Below are 18703 nucleotides of genomic sequence, written 5' to 3'. Positions count from 1 at the left end.
GTGGGAGCGGGCTTGCCCGCGATGAGGCCCAGTCAAACAATACAAAACCTGCAGAATTTCAGTGCGGCTTAGCCGCCTGCCACAAAATCCCCCACACTTGAATGTACTCACAAATCAAAATGTGGGAGCGGGCTTGCCCGCGATGAGGCCCTGCCAAACAATACAAAACCCCGCAGAGTCTCAGTGCGGCTTAGCCGCCGCCTGCCACAAAATCTCCGCAATCCCTTGCCTCCGGGCAATCACCCTTGCTGCCACAAACAGCAAATCCGATAGCCGATTGATATACGCCAATCCCACCCCTTCCAACGGCTCCAGCGCATTCAGTTGCTGGCAGCGCCGCTCGGCGCTACGGGCCAGGCTGCGGCACACGTGGGCCTGGGCAATCAGCGCCGAACCGCCGGGCAGGATGAAGTTCTCCAAAGGCCCGACTTCTTCATTCCAGCGATCAATCGCGGCTTCCAGGCGGTCCACCTCGCCCGCATTGAGCGCCTTGTAGACCGGCATTGCCAGCTCGCCACCGAGGTCAAACAGTCGATGCTGGCAGGGTGTTAGTACCTCGATCACATCGTTCAGCGCGGGATGCTGGCCGCTTTGCTCCTCAAGGCCGGCCAACAGCAGGCCCAGTTGGCTGTTGAGGCTGTCCACTTCACCGATCGCCTCCACCCGGGGGTGATCCTTGGGCACGCGGCGGCCATCACCCAAGCCGGTTTCGCCCTTGTCGCCGGTACGGGTGTAAATTTTCGACAGGCGAAAGCCCATGGTCAGTGCTCCAGTTGAGTCAGTTCGTGGGGGGCAAGCTGGCTACCGGCCAGTGGCAGGCGCAAGGTGAAACAGGTGCCCTGGCCCAGGGTGGAGTGAACCTCCATCTGGCCCTTGTGGTTGTTGGTGATGATGAAGTACGAGACCGACAGGCCCAGCCCCGTGCCCTGGCCGATTTCTTTGGTGGTGAAGAACGGTTCGAACGTGCGTTTGCGCACGTTCTCACTCATGCCGATGCCATTGTCTTCCACCTGGATCTCGGCCCAGGGTGGGTTGAGCCGGGTGCGCAGGATGATGCGCCCCGGCTCGCTGTCGTCTTCGCGCAGGTGGATGGCCTGGGCGGCGTTTTTCAGCAGGTTGAGCAGGACCTGCTCCAATTCGTTGGCGGTGCCCGGCACGGGGCCCAGCAATGGGTCGAACTGGCGGATGATCGCCTGGCCCTTGAAGTCGAAGCCGATGGTCAGGTCGAAGTCGTTACCGGCAATTTCCACGGCCTGGTCAATCAGGGCCGGCAGGTCGCAAGGCGCCATCTGACGGTTGCTGCGGCGGCTGAAACTGAGCATATGGGTGACGATTTTCGCTGCACGGGCCCCGGCTTGCTGGATGCCGTCGAGCAGCTGCGGTACTTCGCGGCTTTGCAGGTAGCGGTTGACCGTTTCCAGTTCCACGCCCACCTGCTCGGCATGCTCCTGGTTTTTCGGCAGGTCCGCCGACAGGCGTCGCCGAATGTTCTGCACGTTGTGCAGGATTGCCCCCAACGGGTTGTTGATTTCGTGGGCCATGCCTGCGGCGAGCCCACCGACTGACAGCATTTTCTCCGATTGCACCATCATTTCTTCCAGGGACAGGCGCTGGGTAATGTCGTCGATACGGATCACCACCCCGCGCCCGGCGCCACCCATCAGCGGGTAAAAGGTCAGGGCATAGTGCTTGGGTTCGTCGTCCTTGATCCAGGTAACGCGCTCGATGCGCTCCACCGTGTGCTGCTCCACCGTGGCCTTGAGCTGGGGCAGATAGGGCTTGAGCGGTTCGAAGGCGAGGAAGATCGGCTGGTTCAGGGCTTCATCCAGGCGCGTGCCGGACAGGGCGCTGGCTTCCTGGTTCCATTGGGTGACGTAGAGTTGCTCGTCCAGGGCAATCAGGGCGGAGGGCATGGAGTCGATGATGCTGTTGAGATAGTTCTGAAAGCCGGTGAGTTTTTTCTCGATCTTGCTGCGAACCTGCACTTCCAGTTCCAGCTTGCGGTTGGTATGCCGGGTTTCCTCGGCCAGACCCTGGGCCTGGTCGTAGGCGGCCTGGGAGTCGTCCCGCGCGCGCTTGAGTTGCTGTTCCCGGGCTTCGATACGCGACAGCATGGTATTGAACGCTTCGGCCAGGCTGCCAATTTCGTCATGGTTGCCGCGACCGGCTCGCAGGGCGTAGTTCTCCTCGCGGGTGACCTGGCGCGACAACTCTTCCAACTCGTGGATGGGCCGGGTAATCAGGCGTTTGATCTGCCGGGCGATCACCATCCACAGCAGGATGCTGAAAATCAGGATGCCGAGGCTGGCGGTCAGGGTGCCGGTGTAGAAGGCGACTGGCAGTTCGCTGCTGGCCACCAGCAGCAGATGCCCTGAGGGCAGGCCGTGGCGGGGCAGGGTGATGACTTGATTGCTGCGAAACTCGGTAACCCGCCACGCCTCGATGTCGCGATAGTGCGCCGGCAGTTGCAGGCGATCACCGTGTTGCAGTTGCGCCAGGCGACTACCTTCGCCGTCATACAGGGCCGCCGCCCGCAGTGGCGAATAGCTGGTCAGCTCGTTGAGCAAGGCATCGGCGTTGGCGGGAGAGTCCAGGGCTTGCGCGGCGAGGGCGGGGTTGGAAACCAGCCGGCCAATTGCCTGCAAGGCTTGCGGGGCCATGCTTTCCTGGGAGATCCAATAGGCGGCGCTGATAAAGGTCAGGTTGGCCACCAGCAGCACGGTGGTCAGCAGTACCAGCAGGGCCGCCAGCAGTTTCTGCCCGACGGGGAGGTTTTCGAGACGCTGGCGCAGTGGCATCAGGTGGTTCGCAGGCAAGGATCCAGTTGGCAGGGTAGCGCGTGCCTCAGTCGCTGGGCAATCCGTGTGCGTCCAGGTAGCCGGCCAGGCGTACCTGCAGTTGTTGCAGATGCGGCAGGCTCAAACGATGGCGCAAGGCCGCCTGGCAGGCATGGCCGAGCAGATAGCTGATCTCGGTGCGCCGCCCGTTGGCCACATCCTGGTACATCGACGAGAAGTTGGCCGCTGTCGCCTGGATCACCCGCTCCACTTCGGCCTGCAGATTCTCTGCCGCCGCGGGCTGGCCGCAGCACGTCAGCAGCTCGCCGAGCTCGGCACACAAGGTCGCCACCTCGCAGTGATGCGCCTGCAATCCGCCATTGCGGCATTGATAGAGCACCGTCAGTGGATTGATCGCACAGTTGAGTGCCAGTTTTCGCCAGAGCCGCGTGAGGATGTCGGTGCTCCACTGGTGGGGAATGCCGGCAGCGTGCAGGTCGTCCAGCCACAGCGGCGCCGTGGGATGGCTGGCGTCACCGAGCCAGGTGAAGCCGTGGCCGGCGAATACCACGCTGCCATCACTTTGCCGAAACGCACCCTCGGTGCTGGAGGCGAAGATACAGCGTGCCTGGGGCAATAGGGCGGCAACCGCATCCTGGCTGCCCAGGCCGTTCTGCAGCAGGATTACCTCGGCATTGGGTGTCAGGCGTCGTGCCAGCTGTGCGACAGCGCCAGGAGCATCGTAGGCTTTACACGCGACCAGCAGGCGATCAATTGGCTCGGGGCTGTCGGATGTTTGTGCAGCCACCGGATAAGTCTGGGCATGCCCTTGCTCGACCAGGGTCAGCCCGGGAGATGCCCGATAGCGGCTCAGGCGCGCCTGATCGCGCAGGATCAGCGTGACGGGCAGGCCTGCGCGGGCCAGGCGTGTGGCCCATAATGTGCCGAGACTGCCTGCGCCGAGGACATGCCAGGTGGTGGACATCAATTTTGCTCCGTAAGCCGCTGGGTGAGCCAAGCAGCTCAGGGTAAAGAGTCGTTATAATGCCCCGGCATTTTACCCGCAAGCCAGGCGCGCTCCATCTTTACTGAGCCGCGCCCCTTTTTTATTGGAGAAACTACATGCCGTCGTTCGACGTGGTATCTGAACTGGACAAGCACGAAGTCACCAACGCCGTCGAGAACGCCGTCAAGGAGCTGGACCGTCGTTATGACTTGAAAGGCAAAGGCAGCTTTGAGTTCAAGGAAAAGGAACTGACGGTCAACCTGACCGCTGAAGCCGATTTCCAGCTGGAAGCGATGATCGAGATCCTCAAGCTGGCCCTGGTCAAGCGCAAGATTGATGTGCAGTGCCTTGAGGTCAAGGATGCCTACGCTTCGGGCAAGTTGATGAAGCAGGAAGCGGTGCTCAAGGAAGGTATCGACAAGGAGCTGGCGAAGAAAATCGTCGCTCACGTCAAGGACGCCAAGCTCAAGGTCCAGGCCGCGATCCAGGGCGAGCAGGTGCGTATCACCGGCAAGAAGCGCGACGATTTGCAGGATGCGATTGCCGCCCTGCGCGCCAAGACCTTTGATATGCCGCTGCAGTTCAACAACTTCCGCGACTGATCCGGTTTTCGGGAACCCGTAAGGGATTTCGACGTCCCACGCCCCAGAACCTGCAGAAACGATTGAGCCCTACGGGGCTCAATTGCTGTGGCGACCTTTATATGCAGTGCTAAACAGGAGAATCTAGATGGACTTGAATGCTGAAGTGGATCAATTGATCAAGGCTTCCCAAGCCTGGGTCCCGATGATCATGGAGTACGGCAGCCGGGTATTACTGGCGGTACTGACCCTGGCCATTGGTTGGTGGTTGATCAACAAGTTGACCCAAAAGGTAGGGCGCCTGCTGGCCCTGCGCAATGCTGACCTGGCGTTGCAGGGCTTTGTGACCAGCCTGGCGAACATCGTGCTCAAAGTGATGCTGATTGTCAGTGTCGCCTCGATGATTGGTGTCGAAACCACCTCGTTCGTCGCCGCGATCGGTGCCGCGACCCTGGCCATTGGTCTGGCGTTGCAAGGCAGCCTGGCTAACTTTGCCGGTGGTGTGCTGATCCTGCTGTTCCGCCCGTTCCGCATCGGTGACTGGATTGAAGCCCAGGGCACGGCGGGTACCGTCGATAGCATCCAGATCTTTCACACGGTGATCCGTACCGGCGACAACAAGACGGTCATCGTGCCTAACGGCATCTTGTCCAACGGCATCATCACCAACACCAACCGCCAACCGACCCGCAAGGTGGTGTTTGACGTAGGTGTCGACTACGAAGCCGACCTGCAAAAGGCCCGTGAAGTGCTGCTGGAACTGGCCAAGGACCCACGGGTTCTGGCGGACCCAGAGCCGGTCGCCGTGATTTCGACCCTGGGTGACAGTTCGATCACTGTTTCCCTGCGCGTATGGACCAAGACTGCAGATTATTGGGATGTGATGTTCATGTTTAATGAACTGGCGCGGGATCGCTTGAAAGCTGCAGGGATTGATATCCCATTCCCGCAGCGCGTTATTCGCGTGATGCAAGAAGCACCTGCCAAGTAATGACGGGAGCAGGGATCGAACTTGGCTGAATGGTCAAGTTTAATCGCGGTGACAAACTAGATAGCTAGCTTGCTAGTTATTTAAGCGGTAGAAATATTAGTGCAATAAAAAGCCGCTCACTGGTTAACAGTGAGCGGCTTTTTAATTAGGGGCCGAAGCCCCTGGGCATCTTCGATTACAAGATGTTCAGCGGGTATTGCGCGATCAGACGCAGTTCGTCGATCGACGAAGAACCGTAGTAAACGCCATCAGACGAACGATAAGTCGCTTGGCGAATACGCAGGCTCAGGTCTTTGGCCGGGCCGCTCTGGATCACGTATTTGGCTTCGAGGTCACGTTCCCACTCTTTGCCGTTCGAGGTCAGGGCGGTATTGGCGCCGCTACCGGTGACGTACGCAGCCAGGAAGCTCAGGCCAGGTACACCGAAGGTGGCCATGTCGAGGTCGTAACGGGCTTTGAAGGATTTTTCACCTTCGGCGTTAAAGTCGGAACGGGCGACGGAGTTGGCCAGGAACACTGTGCCGCCACCATCAATGCCGTAGCCGTAGTCGCCGTCACCGGTAACCTTCTGGGCAGCCAGGGTGAAGGTGTGTGCACCGATGGTGTAGGCACCCTGCAAGCTGAACGCACGGTTGTCGAGTTTGGTCTCGTTGTCTTTGAAGGCGCGTTGCAGGCCGGCACCGTCGCTCTTGGTGTCGTAGATGTTGAAGTCTACAGCCACCGACTGGTCATCGCTCAGAGCATGGGTCCAGTTGACGTTGGCGTAGTATTTGCGCCAGTAGTCTTCGACTTTCGAGTAGTAGAGGCTGGTGGTGAACTCAGGCGTCCAACCGTAGGTACCACCCACGAAATTGGCTTGCTTGATACCCCGGGAGGTTTCAGGGAAGTCGAGGATACTGTCCCTGTAGGTTTGCGCCTGGGCAACGCTGGAAGTGAAGTGACCGGCTTCAAGCTTGAGGTCTTTGATCTCGTTGCTGACGATCGAGATACCTTGCGGCAGCTCCGGCAGCAAGCGACTGTCGTCGGACGCGAAGACCGGCGCAGTGGTGTACTGGTCGCCGACTTTCAGCACGGTATTGGAGAGACGGAACTTGATGGCGCCGCCGCCCTTGGAGTACTCATCCTCTGAGCGGCCATCCGAGCCTTCCGGGAACAAGCCAGTGCCATTCCGGCCTCTGCCGCTGTCCAGTTTCACGCCCAGCAGGCCGATTACGTCAACACCCACACCGATGGTGCCCTGGGTGAAACCCGATTGGTACAAACCGTTGAAGCCCAGGCCGCTTTCCCGGGTGTAGCTTGTACCCGACTTGTTGTTGCGGTTATCCCGGCTGAAGTACAGGGCGCGGGTGTTGATGCTGAAGGTACTGTCTTCGACAAAGCCTTTGGCATCATCTTGGGCGGACGCCATAGCGAACTGTGAGGTGCCTGCTGAGACAGCGAGGGCGATCATGCTCCACTTCATCACGCGCATCGTGATTTGCTCCTTTGGTTTTAGGAAGAGTACTGCCGTCCCACCTGTATTTTTGTCTGGGCGGCTCTTTCTTTTTTGTGACAGCGCAAACTTATAGCACGCTGGCAATAATTGGCGATACTTGCACATCTGTCCTTTCAGCTTCTTTACGAGGCTGTCGTAAATTGCTAGATCCATGTCGCAAATCTACAGTCTGTTTGTCACCAGACTGACAACTTCAATACTGTCTTTAATACCCTGTACAGGGGTGCAAAGTACCCTGTTCAAAGTTTTAAAACTTCCTATAGGTGTATTGACTCACTGTTGTTTTTATCGTGAAACACTGCCTTCCTGGCAAGTGCCGTTGTCGACGATATGGGAGTGAATGCAACAAGCGTGCTCAAACTGCCGGGCGGATGTCATTTTTTCGTGAAAAATGTGTTGGATCTGTGAAAAGCGCCTGGAAACGGGGCTTTTGCGTGGTTTTCTTTGGAATTCGTGGTGCCGGTTGTGCGGGATTTCGAACGCACAAAAATACGTTTCTGTCAGAAATGTTACCGGTCCACCCTATGGAGTGAGTAATCGGCGGATAAGCCCTGCCCGATGTAGGGCATAAAAGACTCATTTTGGTGCATCTGCCGATTGCCGCAGGTGTCGCGCGGATTGCCCCGTGAAGCAGTCGCCATTCGCAGGTATGCTGGGCGCCTGAAACTGACTAGCCGAACGGAGTGACTGCGGTGTTCGCCTTGGATCCACGTCTGCAAAACGACACCTTGCCCATCGGGGAATTCCCCCTGTGCCGGCTGCTGCTGTCCAATGACTCTAACTACCTCTGGCTTATCCTGGTGCCGCGCATTGCCGGCATCAGCGAAGTGTTCCAGCTCGACGCTGGCGACCAGTCCCGGTTGTGGCACGAAACCACCACGTTGGCACAGTTGCTCAATGACGGGTTCGGCGCCGATAAAATGAACATCGGTGCGCTGGGTAACGTGGTCAACCAGTTACATGTGCACGTGATTGTGCGCAAACGCGACGATGCGGCTTGGCCTGCACCAGTCTGGGGCAAGCACCCGGCAGTACCTTATAGCGACGATCAGGTGGCGCTGATTCGTACCCGCCTGCGGGAGCTGCTGCCGCCCGAATTCATTTTTGCCCAGGACTGAACCATGGACCTGCAAGACCGCGTGATGGACCTTGAGAGCCGCCTGGCTTTCCAGGACGACACCATCGAGACATTGAATGACATCCTGGTCGCCCAGCAGCGGGCGGTAGAGCGTCTGCAATTGCAGATGACGGCCTTGCTCAAGCGTCAGGAAGAAATGGGCGGGCAGTTCGAGTCTTCCGAGGAAGAAGCGCCACCGCCTCATTATTGAGGGCTCGGGAAAAGTCCCGGCGATAAAAAACCGCGATGCAGTGTTAGCTGCATCGCGGTTTTTTTTGAGGCTTGCTCTGGGGTCAGCGACGCGGCAGGGCGGCGATCACGTCTTCAGCTTGCAGGCCTTTGTCGCGGTTCATCACGGAGAACTCCACGCGCTGGCCTTCCACCAGGACGCGATGGCCTTCGCCGCGGATGGCCCGGAAGTGGACGAAGATATCGTCGCCCGAGTCCCGGGAAATAAAGCCGAAGCCTTTGGAGGTGTTGAACCACTTGACGGTCCCGGTATCCCGGTTGGTCATGTCGTAGTTTTGCGAGCTGGCCGGGGCAGACGAACGGTAGAAGCTGATGGCCAGGTGAAGAACGATCGCGACCACCGCAATGGCCAGGCTGAGCAGGATGGCTGGATGGCCGCCGACTTCAGGCATAGGGGCCAGGAGGGTGAGGGTTTGTACCACGACAGCCAGCACCAGCAAGGCGCTGACCAGGTTTTGCAGTTGATGGCGTGTGCCTTTGTTCCAGTAGGGAATCACTGGCGCCAGCGTCAGGTTGAGAAGGCCGAACAGAGCCAGGTACAGCGCGTCGTGTTGTTGCAGGTACGGCAGGCTTTCTGGTTGCAGGCTCGGGATAAAGGACAGCAGCAACGCTGCAGCGCCCGTTAGCAGGTGGACGATTTTCAACATTTTGATTAACTCACGTTAAGACGGATCACGAAGGAAGAGCTGACTGGCACGGTTCGCTTCTGAACAATGGGAGGCGTTGGGCACGTGCGCGATTATTCAGCCTATGCCGCTTGCCGCAGGAAATAGCGGTGGCGACACGCAGCCTATTTAACAGCAAAGCCTGTGCCTTCTCAAATCAAGCGTTTCAGGGCGTTGCAAAGATCATCGCATTTGTGCGGCAAACCCTTGTCCTAGACAGGTGCGGGTGTTTTTAACCGTGGCAGGCCTTGCCGCCCGTGGTCGAGCGCGATGCAAAGGGGCGATTTGCCGCAGGCCACCTGCGGCGGTAGGGCTGCGCAAGGCGAGGACTCTTGCTAGAGTGGGTAAGCACCTGATCAATGAATTTTCATCAATTGAAGGGAATAGACATGGCAATCGATATCGGTATCAGCGAAGAAGATCGTAAATCCATTGTTGACGGACTTTCACGGCTGCTTTCAGATACCTATGTACTTTATCTGAAAACCCATAACTTTCATTGGAACGTCACGGGGCCACAGTTTCGTACATTGCACTTGATGTTTGAGGAGCAATATAACGAACTGGCGCTGGCGGTTGACTCCATTGCCGAACGTATTCGTGCCCTGGGCTTTCCTGCGCCGGGTGCCTACTCTATCTATGCCCGTCTGTCTTCGATCAAGGAAGAAGAAGGCGTGCCCAGTGCTGAAAACATGATCAAGCAACTTGTCGATGGGCAGGAAGCTGTTACCCGCACCGCACGTGGGATCTTCCCGTTACTTGATAAAGTCAGCGATGAGCCGACTGCGGACTTGCTGACCCAGCGTATGCAGATCCACGAAAAGACCGCCTGGATGCTGCGCTCGCTGCTCGAAGGCAAGTAAGCACCGCAGGCCAGTGGTGCCTGGCAGGCGCCACTGGCTTCAGCTGATTGCTTCCTGATACCTGCGTTGGCTTGTCCTACGCACAACAACTCTCCGTCTTCTGGCTGCACTTGCCTGCTTGATGTTTTATAGGCTCAACGGCCAATAACAGCCGTTTGTTCAAGAGCCGTTTGGCAAGGGAGTGTCAGGTGTATGTCGCGTAGTACGGGTAAAGGTGTGCTGGAAACTTCCGGCGTCTACAAGATAAAGATCGACCCTTTCGTCAAAGGGTTCGATATGGCATTGGCACGGCCACTGTCGCGCTCTGTCCGGTTGAATGGTTTTTCAACATGCCTGCGGCTTGAAGAAGTGTATTGGAATATTCTTGGCGAAATCGCCAGGATCAATACCTGTTCGGTCAGTGCGTTGCTGTCCTACGTGGATCGCGAGGTGCACTTGCGTTATGGCGGGGTGAAGAATTTCAGCGGTCTGGTCCGGGTCGTGTGTGTGGTTCATGCGTTGAAAGGGCAGGCTTCAGCCGTCAATCAGGCGGGCCTTATATAGCCGGGTTAGCCGAGACCGGAGCCGCAGGGGTGTTTCTATATAGTGCGTTGCACGTTGCCACGGCTGCACAGCCTCGATTTAACGGATATAATCTCGCCCTTTGCTGCGCAACCGGCTCTACCCGGGCGCAGCGCAGCAATGACGTGATCGCCGAGACATCCCATGCCCATGTACGATTACCAATGCGCTTCCTGTGGTCACCAGTTGGAAGCCATTCAGAAGATCAGCGACGCGCCGTTGGTCGATTGCCCTGCTTGCCAGGCGCCCGAGCTGAAAAAGATGCTGTCCATGCCGGGTTTTCGCCTGAGCGGTAGCGGCTGGTACGAGACCGACTTCAAGACCGGCGCCAAGAAGAATCTGGCGGGCGGCGACAAAGCAGACTGAGTTGAACTCTACGCGCGAGCTCCTGCATTATCCGTGGCCTGACTTAAAAGGTGCGGTGTCCGAGCAGGAACTCCACCGAATTTCGAATTACGAGAAGTGAAACCACTACCATGATGCGCAGCCACTATTGCGGCCAACTGAACGAGACCCTGGAAGGTCAGGAAATCACCCTTTGCGGATGGGTTCACCGTCGCCGCGACCATGGCGGGGTGATTTTCCTCGATATCCGTGATCGTGATGGTCTGGCCCAGGTGGTATTCGACCCGGATCGCGCCGAGAGCTTCGCCGCCGCCGACCGCGTGCGCAGCGAGTACGTCGTGAAAATCACCGGTAAGGTCCGCCTGCGTCCGGCCGGTGCCACCAACGCCAACATGGCGTCGGGCATGATCGAAGTCCTGGGCTACGAGCTCGAAGTGCTGAACGAGTCGGAAACCCCGCCGTTCCCACTCAACGAGTTCTCTGACGTTGGCGAAGAAACCCGCCTGCGTTATCGCTTCCTCGACCTGCGTCGCCCGGAAATGGCCGAGAAGCTGCGCCTGCGTTCGCGCATGACCACCAGCATCCGTCGCTTCCTCGACGAGAACGGCTTCCTCGACGTCGAGACGCCGATCCTGACCCGAGCTACGCCAGAAGGCGCACGTGACTACCTGGTGCCAAGCCGTACCCACGCCGGTAGCTTCTTCGCCTTGCCGCAATCGCCACAGTTGTTCAAGCAACTGCTGATGGTCGCCGGCTTCGACCGTTACTACCAGATCGCCAAGTGCTTCCGCGACGAAGACCTGCGCGCCGACCGCCAACCGGAATTCACCCAGATCGACATCGAGACCAGTTTCCTCGATGAAAAAGAGATCATGGGCCTGACCGAAGAAATGATCCGCAACTTGTTCAAGGAAGTGCTGGGTCTGGAATTCGGCGAGTTCCCGCACATGACCTTCGAAGAGGCCATGCGCCGCTACGGTTCCGACAAGCCAGACCTGCGTAACCCGCTGGAACTGGTTGACGTTGCCGATCAGCTCAAGGAAGTCGACTTCAAGGTGTTCAGCGGCCCGGCCAACGACCCGAAATGCCGCATCGCCGCACTGCGCGTGCCAGGCGGCGCGAGCATGCCGCGCAAGCAGATCGACGACTACACCAAGTTTGTGGGTATCTACGGTGCCAAGGGCCTGGCGTACATCAAGGTCAACGAGCGCGCCAAGGGTGTTGAAGGCCTGCAGTCGCCAATCGTCAAGAACATCCCGGAAGACAAGCTCAATGTGATCCTCGATCGCGTTGGCGCAGTCGATGGCGATATCGTGTTCTTCGGTGCCGACAAGGCCAAGATCGTCAGCGAAGCCCTGGGCGCGCTGCGGATCAAGCTGGGTCACGACCTCGACCTGCTGACCTGCAAGTGGGCCCCGATGTGGGTTGTCGACTTCCCGATGTTCGAAGAAAACGACGACGGCAGCTTCAGCGCCCTGCACCACCCGTTCACCGCACCCAAGTGCACGCCACAGGAGCTGGAAGCCAACCCGGCCGGCGCGCTGTCCCGTGCCTACGACATGGTGCTCAACGGTACTGAGTTGGGCGGCGGTTCGATCCGTATCCACCGCAAGGAGATGCAACAGTCGGTGTTCCGCCTGCTGGGCATCAACGAAGCGGAACAGGAAGAGAAGTTCGGCTTCCTGCTCGATGCCCTGAAATACGGTGCTCCACCCCACGGTGGCCTGGCCTTCGGCCTTGACCGCCTGGTGATGCTGATGACCGGTGCCCAGTCGATCCGTGAAGTGATTGCCTTCCCGAAAACCCAGAGTGCTGCGGACGTCATGACCCAGGCTCCAGGTGTGGTGGATGCCAAGGCACTGCGCGAGCTGCACATCCGTCTGCGCGAGGCGCCGAAGGCTGAGTAAGGCTGCGGCGTGAAAGCGCGATAAGGTTGTACGCAGTCAAAAAGGCGCATCTTCGGATGCGCCTTTGCGTTTAAAAGAGGGAAATCTCGCCTGGGGCGGGATTGAAAGGTTTCTAGAGAATTTCGGAGTTGTGTTATGGCTGGCCATTCCAAGTGGGCGAACATCAAGCACCGCAAAGAGCGTCAGGATGCCAAAAAAGGCAAGATCTTCACCAAGTGGATTCGTGAACTGACGGTTGCTGCCCGCCAAGGTGGCGGTGATCCAGGCTCCAACCCGCGCCTGCGCCTGGCGCTGGACAAGGCCCTGGGCGCCAACATGAGTCGCGACATCATCGACCGCGCCGTGGCCCGTGGCGCCGGTGCGGCGGATACCGACGACATGGTCGAGCTGACCTACGAAGGCTACGGCCCGGGCGGCGTCGCGGTGATGGTCGAGTGCATGACTGACAACCGCAACCGTACTGCGGCGGCCGTGCGCCATGCGTTCAGCAAGTGTGGCGGTAACCTCGGCACGGATGGCTCGGTGGCCTATCTGTTCGAGCGCAAGGGGCAGATTACCTTTGCGCCGGGTACGGATGAAGATGCGCTGATGGAAGCCGCGATGGAGGCAGATGCCGACGACGTGGTGACCAACGAAGACGGCTCCATCGACGTGTTTACCTCGTTTGCCGGCTTCTACGCGGTGCGTAACGCCCTGGAAGCCGCTGGTTTCAAGGGCACCGACGCGGAAATCGTCATGCTGCCGACCACCAGTGCCGAACTGGACCTGGACGGCGCGCAGAAGGTGCTCAAGATGCTGGATATGCTTGAAGACCTGGATGATGTGCAGAACGTCTACTCCAACGCCGACATTCCAGAAGACGTGGCCGCACAGCTAGTCTGAAGGCTGGTGTAGACCAAAATGTGGGAGCGGGCTTGCTCGCGAAAGCGGTCAGTCAGTACATGCGTTGACTGAAACACCGCTTTCGCGAGCAAGCCCGTTCCCACATTGGATCTTCGCTGTATCAAAAAATGTGTTTACCCAACCTGCAGGCGTTATGACTTTAATCCTAGGTATCGACCCCGGTTCACGCATCACCGGCTTTGGCGTGGTGCAGCACACCCCGCGTGGCTGCGTCTACGTGGCGTCGGGTTGTATCCGCACTGGCGCCGGCGAGTTGGCCGAGCGTTTGCAGATCGTCTATCGCGGTGTGCGTGAAGTGATCCAGACCTACGGGCCGGTGACCATGGGCATTGAAAAGGTGTTCATGGCCAAAAATGCCGACTCGGCCTTGAAGCTGGGCCAGGCGCGGGGCGCAGCCATTGTTGCCGGGGCGGAGGAGGGCATGGAAATCGCCGAATACACTGCGACCCAGGTCAAGCAGGCGGTGGTCGGTACCGGCGCGGCGAATAAAGAGCAGGTGCAGATGATGGTCATGCATATGCTCAAACTCACCTCCAAGCCACAGATCGACGCCTCTGACGCCCTGGCCATTGCCATTTGCCATGCCCATACCCGTTCCAGTCTGCTGCCCCATGGCCTTGGCACGGCACGCAGTCGTGGCGGGCGCCTGCGTCTCTGATAGCATCAGCGCAATCGTTATGGTCGGGCCTCGATCTGACCTCAAGCTTTAAGGATCTGAACCGTGATTGGACGCTTGCGCGGCACCCTGGCTGAGAAACAGCCGCCGCACCTGATTCTGGATGTAAACGGGCTGGGGTATGAGCTGGAAGTGCCCATGACCACCCTGTACCGCCTACCGTCGGTCGGTGAGCCGATAACCTTGCACACCCATCTGGTGGTGCGCGAAGACGCGCAACTACTCTATGGTTTCATCGGCAAGCGCGACCGTGACTTCTTCCGTGAGCTGATCCGCCTCAATGGTGTGGGCCCGAAACTGGCCCTGGCCTTGATGTCGAGCCTGGAAGTGGACGAACTGGTACGTGCCGTTTCGGCCCAGGACACCTCGGCGCTGACCAAGGTGCCAGGGGTCGGTAAGAAAACCGCTGAGCGCCTGTTGGTGGAGCTCAAGGACCGCTTCAAAGCCTGGGAAGTGGCGCCCAGCATGTTTGCCCTGGTGCCGAACCAGCCGGATATGCCGGCGGCCCAGGTCGCCAGTGCCGAAAGCGATGCCGTCAATGCGCTGATCTCCCTGGGCTACAAGCCGCAGGAAGCCAGCAAGGCAGTGTCGGCCATCAAGGACAAGAACCTGAGCGCTGAAGACATGATCCGCCGAGCCCTGAAGGGAATGATTTAAGTGATTGAAGCTGATCGTCTGATTGCGGCCACCGGCCCTCGCGACCGTGAAGAGGTCCAGGACCGGGCCATCCGCCCCCTGAGCCTTGCCGACTACATCGGCCAGCCCACTGTGCGTGAGCAGATGGAGCTGTTCATCCAGGCGGCGCGCGGGCGTGCCGAATCCCTGGACCATACGTTGATCTTCGGTCCGCCGGGGCTGGGCAAGACCACCCTGGCCAATATCATCGCCCAGGAAATGGGGGTGTCGATCAAGAGCACCTCCGGTCCGGTGCTGGAGCGCCCCGGCGACCTGGCTGCGTTGCTGACCAACCTTGAACCCCATGATGTGCTGTTCATCGACGAAATCCACCGGCTGTCGCCCATCGTCGAAGAAGTGCTGTACCCGGCCATGGAAGATTTCCAGCTGGATATCATGATTGGCGAAGGGCCGGCGGCGCGCTCGATCAAGCTCGACCTGCCGCCCTTCACTCTGGTCGGCGCGACCACCCGTGCCGGCATGCTGACCAATCCGTTGCGAGACCGTTTCGGCATTGTTCAACGTCTAGAGTTTTATAGCACTGCCGATCTGGCGACGATTGTCAGTCGTTCGGCAGGGATTCTCGGCTTGCCGCTGGACCCTGAGGGTGCCTTCGAGATTGCCCGTCGGGCGCGTGGCACGCCGCGGATCGCCAACCGCTTACTGCGGCGGGTGCGCGATTTTGCCGAAGTGCGGGCCAAGGGGCATATCACCAAGGCCGTGGCCGACCTGGCGCTGAACCTGCTGGATGTCGATGAACATGGCTTTGACCACCAGGACCGGCGCCTGCTGTTGACCATGATCGAGAAGTTCGATGGCGGGCCAGTGGGCGTGGACAGCCTGGCGGCGGCGATCAGTGAGGAGCGCCATACCATCGAAGATGTGCTGGAGCCGTACCTGATTCAACAGGGTTACATCATGCGCACGCCGAGGGGCCGCGTAGTCACGCGCCATGCGTATTTGCACTTTGGGTTAAACATTCCGTCACGATTGGGGGAGATGCCTGTGGTAGACGAATTCCTCGATGCAGTGGACGATTAAAAAGGTATGGCGGGTCGATTTATTCGACGTTTGTGCTGTCCTAGTGGCTGGCGTCGTCATTCTTTCGTTAGAAATGCTGCAGAGAATGAAAAACAGTTGCCTGGCCGGATTGGCAACCTGAGGAGTAAGCACTAGAGTATGCGCGCGCAAAACGGGGATCAGTCGTTCGCACATCGCTGTCGCGTTTATTACGAGGACACCGATGCGGGCGGCATCGTGTATTACGTCAATTATCTAAAGTTCATGGAGCGGGCTCGAACCGAGCGGCTACGGGAGCTGGGCTTTGCCCAATCCCAGCTGGCAGGGGAGGACCTGTTATTTGTCGTGCATTCCAGCGAGGCCCGTTACTACGCGCCGGCGCGACTGGACGATGAATTGCTGGTCAGCGCGGAAGTAATCGAATTGAACCGTGTCAGCCTGCGCTTTAAACAGCAGGTCAGGCGGGCAACGGATGCAACGCTGCTCTGTGAGGGGCAGTTCCTGGTGGCGTGTGTGCGCACCAACAGTTTGAAACCCAGGGCCATTCCCGAAACTCTACGTGCGGCCTTTGCCAACGTGAGCGGCGCGGGTCAACAATCAAAGCAGGAGATTTAGCGTGGAACCTACCGTCGTCGACCATTCCTCCATGTGGAGCCTGGTCAGCAATGCCAGTGTCGTGGTTCAACTGGTCATGCTGACCCTGGTAGCCGCATCGGTTACCTCATGGGTCATGATTTTTCAGCGCAGCAACCTGCTGCGTGCCGGTCGACGTGCCCTGGAGAGCTTCGAAGAGCGCTTCTGGTCGGGTATCGACCTGTCCAAGCTGTATCGCCAGGCGGGCAGCAACCCGGACCCGGATTCGGGCGTCGAGCAGATCTTCCGCGCCGGCTTCAAGGAATTCTCCCGCCTGCGCCAGCAGTCCGGCGTTGACCCGGAAGCCGTCATGGAAGGCGTGGCCCGTGCGATGCGCGTAGCGATCTCCCGTGAGGAAGAAAAACTCGAGCAGAGCCTGCCATTTCTGGCCACCGTCGGTTCGGTCAGCCCGTATATCGGCCTGTTCGGTACCGTATGGGGCATCATGAACTCCTTCCGTGGCCTGGCAACGGCCCAGCAAGCGACCCTGGCCACCGTGGCCCCGGGTATCGCCGAAGCGCTGATCGCCACTGCCATCGGCCTGTTCGCTGCAATCCCCGCAGTAATCGCCTACAACCGTTTCGCCGCCACCAGCGAAACCCTGATTGGCCGTTACTACACCTTCGCCGATGAATTCCAGGCGATCCTGCACCGTAAAGTGCACACCAGCGAAGAATAAGCAGGTAATTCCCAATGGCTTTAATCGCTCGAGCTCGCAAAAAGCGCAAGCCGGTCGCCGAGATGAACGTAGTGCCTTACATCGACGTGATGCTGGTGCTGCTGGTGATCTTCATGGTGACCGCGCCGATGCTCAATCAGGGGGTGAAAGTTGATCTGCCCAAGGTTTCCAGCGAAGCCTTGCCGCAGGACAACAACACCCAGGTCCTGACCATTTCGATCAAGGCTGACAAGACCTATTACTGGAACCTTGGCAGCGAAGTCGATACCCAAAAGCAGCAGGACAAGGCCATGACCTTGCCGCAAATGACCGACGCCGTGACCAAAATCATCCGCGCCGGCAACGAAGGCGGCAAGCACACCCAGGTGTTCATCCGCGGTGACAAGTCGGTCGACTATGGCTCCGTCATGGGCGCCATGGGCGGGCTGCAGAAAGCCGGGGTCGGTAATGTTGGCTTGATTACCGAGGCGCCCTGATGCAGCAACAGCGAGAGCCGTCCGCCTCGGAAAGCTTCTTCTGGCCTAGCGTCTGGGCAATAGCCCTGCACGTTCTGGTGTTTGGCATGCTGTTTGTCAGCTTTGCCATGACCCCGGAGCTGCCGCCAGCCAAGCCGATCGTGCAGGCGACCCTGTATCAGCTGAAATCGAAAAGTCAGGCCACCACCCAGACCAATCAGAAGATTGCGGGTGAGGCCCAGAAGTCGGCTGCGCGCCAGACTGAAGTCGAACAGATGGAACAGAAGAAGGTCGAGCAGGAAGCGGTGAAGGCTGCTGCGGAACAAAAGAAAGACGAGGCGGCTCAAAAGGCCGAGGAATCGAAAAAGGCTGACGAAGCGAAGAAGGCCGACGAGGCGAAAAAGGCTGATGAAGCCAAGAAAGCCGAGAAAGCTGCCGAAGCTAAAAAAGCCGAAGAGAAACAATTGGCTGATATAGCCAAGAAGAAATCTGAAGAAGAAGCCAAGAAAGCGGCTGAAGAAGAGGCCAAGAAAAAGGCCGCTGAAGAAGCCAAGAAGAAGATAGTCGAAGACGCGAAGAAGAAAGCCGCCGAAGACGCCAAGAAAAAAGCTGAAGCAGACGAGGCGAAGAAGAAAATCGCCGACGACGCGAAGAAGAAAGCTGCCGCCGACGCCTCCAAGAAAAAGGCCCAGGAAGCAGCGCGCAAATCCGCCGAAGATAAAAAGGCCCAGGCCCTGGCAGATTTGCTTTCCGACACGCCGCAACGTCAGCAAGCCTTGGCCGATGAACGTGGTGATGAAGTCGCGGGCAGTTTCGACGATCTGATTCGCGCGCGCGCAGCGGAAGGCTGGACACGTCCACCTTCGGCACGCAAAGGCATGACAGTCGTGCTGCAGATCGGCATGTTGCCGGACGGTACGGTGACTTCGGTCAGCGTGGCCAAGTCCAGTGGCGATGGTTCGTTCGACAGTTCGGCGGTTGCAGCGGTCAAGAATATTGGCCGGCTGACCGAGATGCAGGGAATGAAACCAAGCGACTTCGCTCCCTATCGTTCATTCAAGATGACATTCACACCTGAGGATCTAGCCTTGTGAGAAACCTTCTT

The 18703-nt window shown here is 58.7% G+C and carries 21 protein-coding genes; 16 read left to right on the top strand and 5 right to left on the bottom strand.

Annotated features, from left to right (window positions below; translation table 11 throughout):
• Positions 1–180: 180 nt before the first annotated feature.
• Genes HBO24_RS19105 through HBO24_RS19095 form a run of 3 tightly spaced genes read right to left on the bottom strand, consistent with a single transcriptional unit; the run spans position 181 to position 3762 of the window.
• Complete coding sequence (locus HBO24_RS19105; RefSeq protein ID WP_115128832.1) at positions 181–759, bottom strand: cob(I)yrinic acid a,c-diamide adenosyltransferase; 579 nt, start codon at positions 757–759, stop codon at positions 181–183.
• A gap of 2 nt (positions 760–761) precedes the next feature.
• Positions 762–2798 carry a HAMP domain-containing sensor histidine kinase gene (locus HBO24_RS19100; RefSeq protein WP_170060106.1) on the bottom strand — a complete coding sequence of 679 codons (2037 nt, stop codon included), beginning with the start codon at positions 2796–2798 and terminating at the stop codon, positions 762–764.
• A 46-nt stretch (positions 2799–2844) separates the two neighbouring features.
• Positions 2845–3762: a putative 2-dehydropantoate 2-reductase gene (locus HBO24_RS19095; protein WP_057440143.1), complete on the bottom strand. Its 918-nt coding sequence runs from the start codon at positions 3760–3762 to the stop codon at positions 2845–2847.
• Between the two features lie 137 nt (positions 3763–3899).
• Between HBO24_RS19095 and HBO24_RS19090 the strand changes: the two genes are divergently transcribed.
• Both HBO24_RS19090 and HBO24_RS19085 read left to right on the top strand, forming a co-directional pair.
• Complete coding sequence (locus tag HBO24_RS19090; protein ID WP_057440144.1) at positions 3900–4385, top strand: YajQ family cyclic di-GMP-binding protein; 486 nt, start codon at positions 3900–3902, stop codon at positions 4383–4385.
• 127 nt (positions 4386–4512) lie between these two features.
• Complete coding sequence (locus HBO24_RS19085; protein ID WP_170060105.1) at positions 4513–5355, top strand: mechanosensitive ion channel family protein; 843 nt, start codon at positions 4513–4515, stop codon at positions 5353–5355.
• A gap of 175 nt (positions 5356–5530) precedes the next feature.
• Here the strand turns inward: HBO24_RS19085 and HBO24_RS19080 are convergent, their stop codons facing one another.
• Positions 5531–6826, bottom strand: a complete 1296-nt coding sequence (locus HBO24_RS19080; RefSeq protein WP_057440145.1) for an OprD family porin — start codon at positions 6824–6826, stop codon at positions 5531–5533.
• A gap of 716 nt (positions 6827–7542) precedes the next feature.
• Here HBO24_RS19080 and HBO24_RS19075 point away from each other — a divergent pair.
• Positions 7543–7968 carry an HIT domain-containing protein gene (locus HBO24_RS19075; protein ID WP_057441386.1) on the top strand — a complete coding sequence of 142 codons (426 nt, stop codon included), beginning with the start codon at positions 7543–7545 and terminating at the stop codon, positions 7966–7968.
• A gap of 3 nt (positions 7969–7971) precedes the next feature.
• A complete protein-coding gene (locus HBO24_RS19070) occupies positions 7972–8178 on the top strand; it encodes a SlyX family protein (protein ID WP_057441383.1) in 207 nt (68 codons plus the stop codon).
• Positions 8179–8260: 82 nt separating this feature from the next.
• On the opposite strand, the gene HBO24_RS29785 is transcribed toward HBO24_RS19070, so the two are convergent.
• Entirely contained in the window at positions 8261–8863 is a 603-nt protein-coding gene (locus HBO24_RS29785) for a cold-shock protein (protein WP_057441381.1), read from the bottom strand.
• Positions 8864–9270: 407 nt separating this feature from the next.
• On the opposite strand from HBO24_RS29785, the gene HBO24_RS19060 reads away from it, so the two are divergent.
• The 12 genes from HBO24_RS19060 to tolA all read left to right on the top strand — a co-directional run bounded on the left by HBO24_RS19060 (position 9271) and on the right by tolA (position 18692).
• Positions 9271–9744, top strand: a complete 474-nt coding sequence (locus HBO24_RS19060) for a Dps family protein (RefSeq protein ID WP_029300319.1) — start codon at positions 9271–9273, stop codon at positions 9742–9744.
• A 192-nt stretch (positions 9745–9936) separates the two neighbouring features.
• Positions 9937–10287 (top strand): ribbon-helix-helix domain-containing protein, encoded by a 351-nt coding sequence (locus HBO24_RS19055; protein ID WP_057441379.1) that lies wholly within the window; start codon positions 9937–9939, stop codon positions 10285–10287.
• A gap of 162 nt (positions 10288–10449) precedes the next feature.
• Positions 10450–10671, top strand: a complete 222-nt coding sequence (locus tag HBO24_RS19050; protein WP_057441377.1) for a zinc ribbon domain-containing protein — start codon at positions 10450–10452, stop codon at positions 10669–10671.
• 110 nt (positions 10672–10781) lie between these two features.
• A complete protein-coding gene (gene aspS / locus HBO24_RS19045) occupies positions 10782–12557 on the top strand; it encodes an aspartate--tRNA ligase (protein WP_057960524.1) in 1776 nt (591 codons plus the stop codon).
• A gap of 135 nt (positions 12558–12692) precedes the next feature.
• Entirely contained in the window at positions 12693–13439 is a 747-nt protein-coding gene (locus HBO24_RS19040) for a YebC/PmpR family DNA-binding transcriptional regulator (protein WP_038442836.1), read from the top strand.
• Between the two features lie 154 nt (positions 13440–13593).
• Positions 13594–14118 carry a crossover junction endodeoxyribonuclease RuvC gene (ruvC, locus tag HBO24_RS19035; RefSeq protein ID WP_024077147.1) on the top strand — a complete coding sequence of 175 codons (525 nt, stop codon included), beginning with the start codon at positions 13594–13596 and terminating at the stop codon, positions 14116–14118.
• Positions 14119–14181: 63 nt separating this feature from the next.
• Positions 14182–14793, top strand: a complete 612-nt coding sequence (gene ruvA, locus HBO24_RS19030) for a Holliday junction branch migration protein RuvA (RefSeq protein WP_057441376.1) — start codon at positions 14182–14184, stop codon at positions 14791–14793.
• Complete coding sequence (ruvB, locus tag HBO24_RS19025; RefSeq protein ID WP_029300308.1) at positions 14794–15852, top strand: Holliday junction branch migration DNA helicase RuvB; 1059 nt, start codon at positions 14794–14796, stop codon at positions 15850–15852. It abuts the gene before it with no gap.
• A gap of 138 nt (positions 15853–15990) precedes the next feature.
• On the top strand, positions 15991–16446 hold the full coding sequence (gene ybgC, locus HBO24_RS19020) for a tol-pal system-associated acyl-CoA thioesterase (RefSeq protein WP_057441374.1): 456 nt from the start codon (positions 15991–15993) through the stop codon (positions 16444–16446).
• A 1-nt stretch (position 16447) separates the two neighbouring features.
• Positions 16448–17143 (top strand): protein TolQ, encoded by a 696-nt coding sequence (gene tolQ, locus HBO24_RS19015; RefSeq protein WP_029300305.1) that lies wholly within the window; start codon positions 16448–16450, stop codon positions 17141–17143.
• A gap of 23 nt (positions 17144–17166) precedes the next feature.
• Complete coding sequence (gene tolR / locus HBO24_RS19010; protein ID WP_162473200.1) at positions 17167–17619, top strand: protein TolR; 453 nt, start codon at positions 17167–17169, stop codon at positions 17617–17619.
• Positions 17619–18692 (top strand): cell envelope integrity protein TolA, encoded by a 1074-nt coding sequence (gene tolA / locus HBO24_RS19005; RefSeq protein ID WP_029300302.1) that lies wholly within the window; start codon positions 17619–17621, stop codon positions 18690–18692. Before tolR ends, tolA begins: the two co-directional genes overlap by 1 nt.
• Positions 18693–18703: the final 11 nt, after the last annotated feature.

The organism is Pseudomonas sp. WS 5410 (genome assembly GCF_012985645.1).
Lineage (GTDB): Bacteria > Pseudomonadota > Gammaproteobacteria > Pseudomonadales > Pseudomonadaceae > Aquipseudomonas > Aquipseudomonas shahriarae.
The sequence above is the reverse complement of the archived record's forward strand: the minus strand, read 5'-3'. Positions and strand labels throughout refer to the sequence as shown.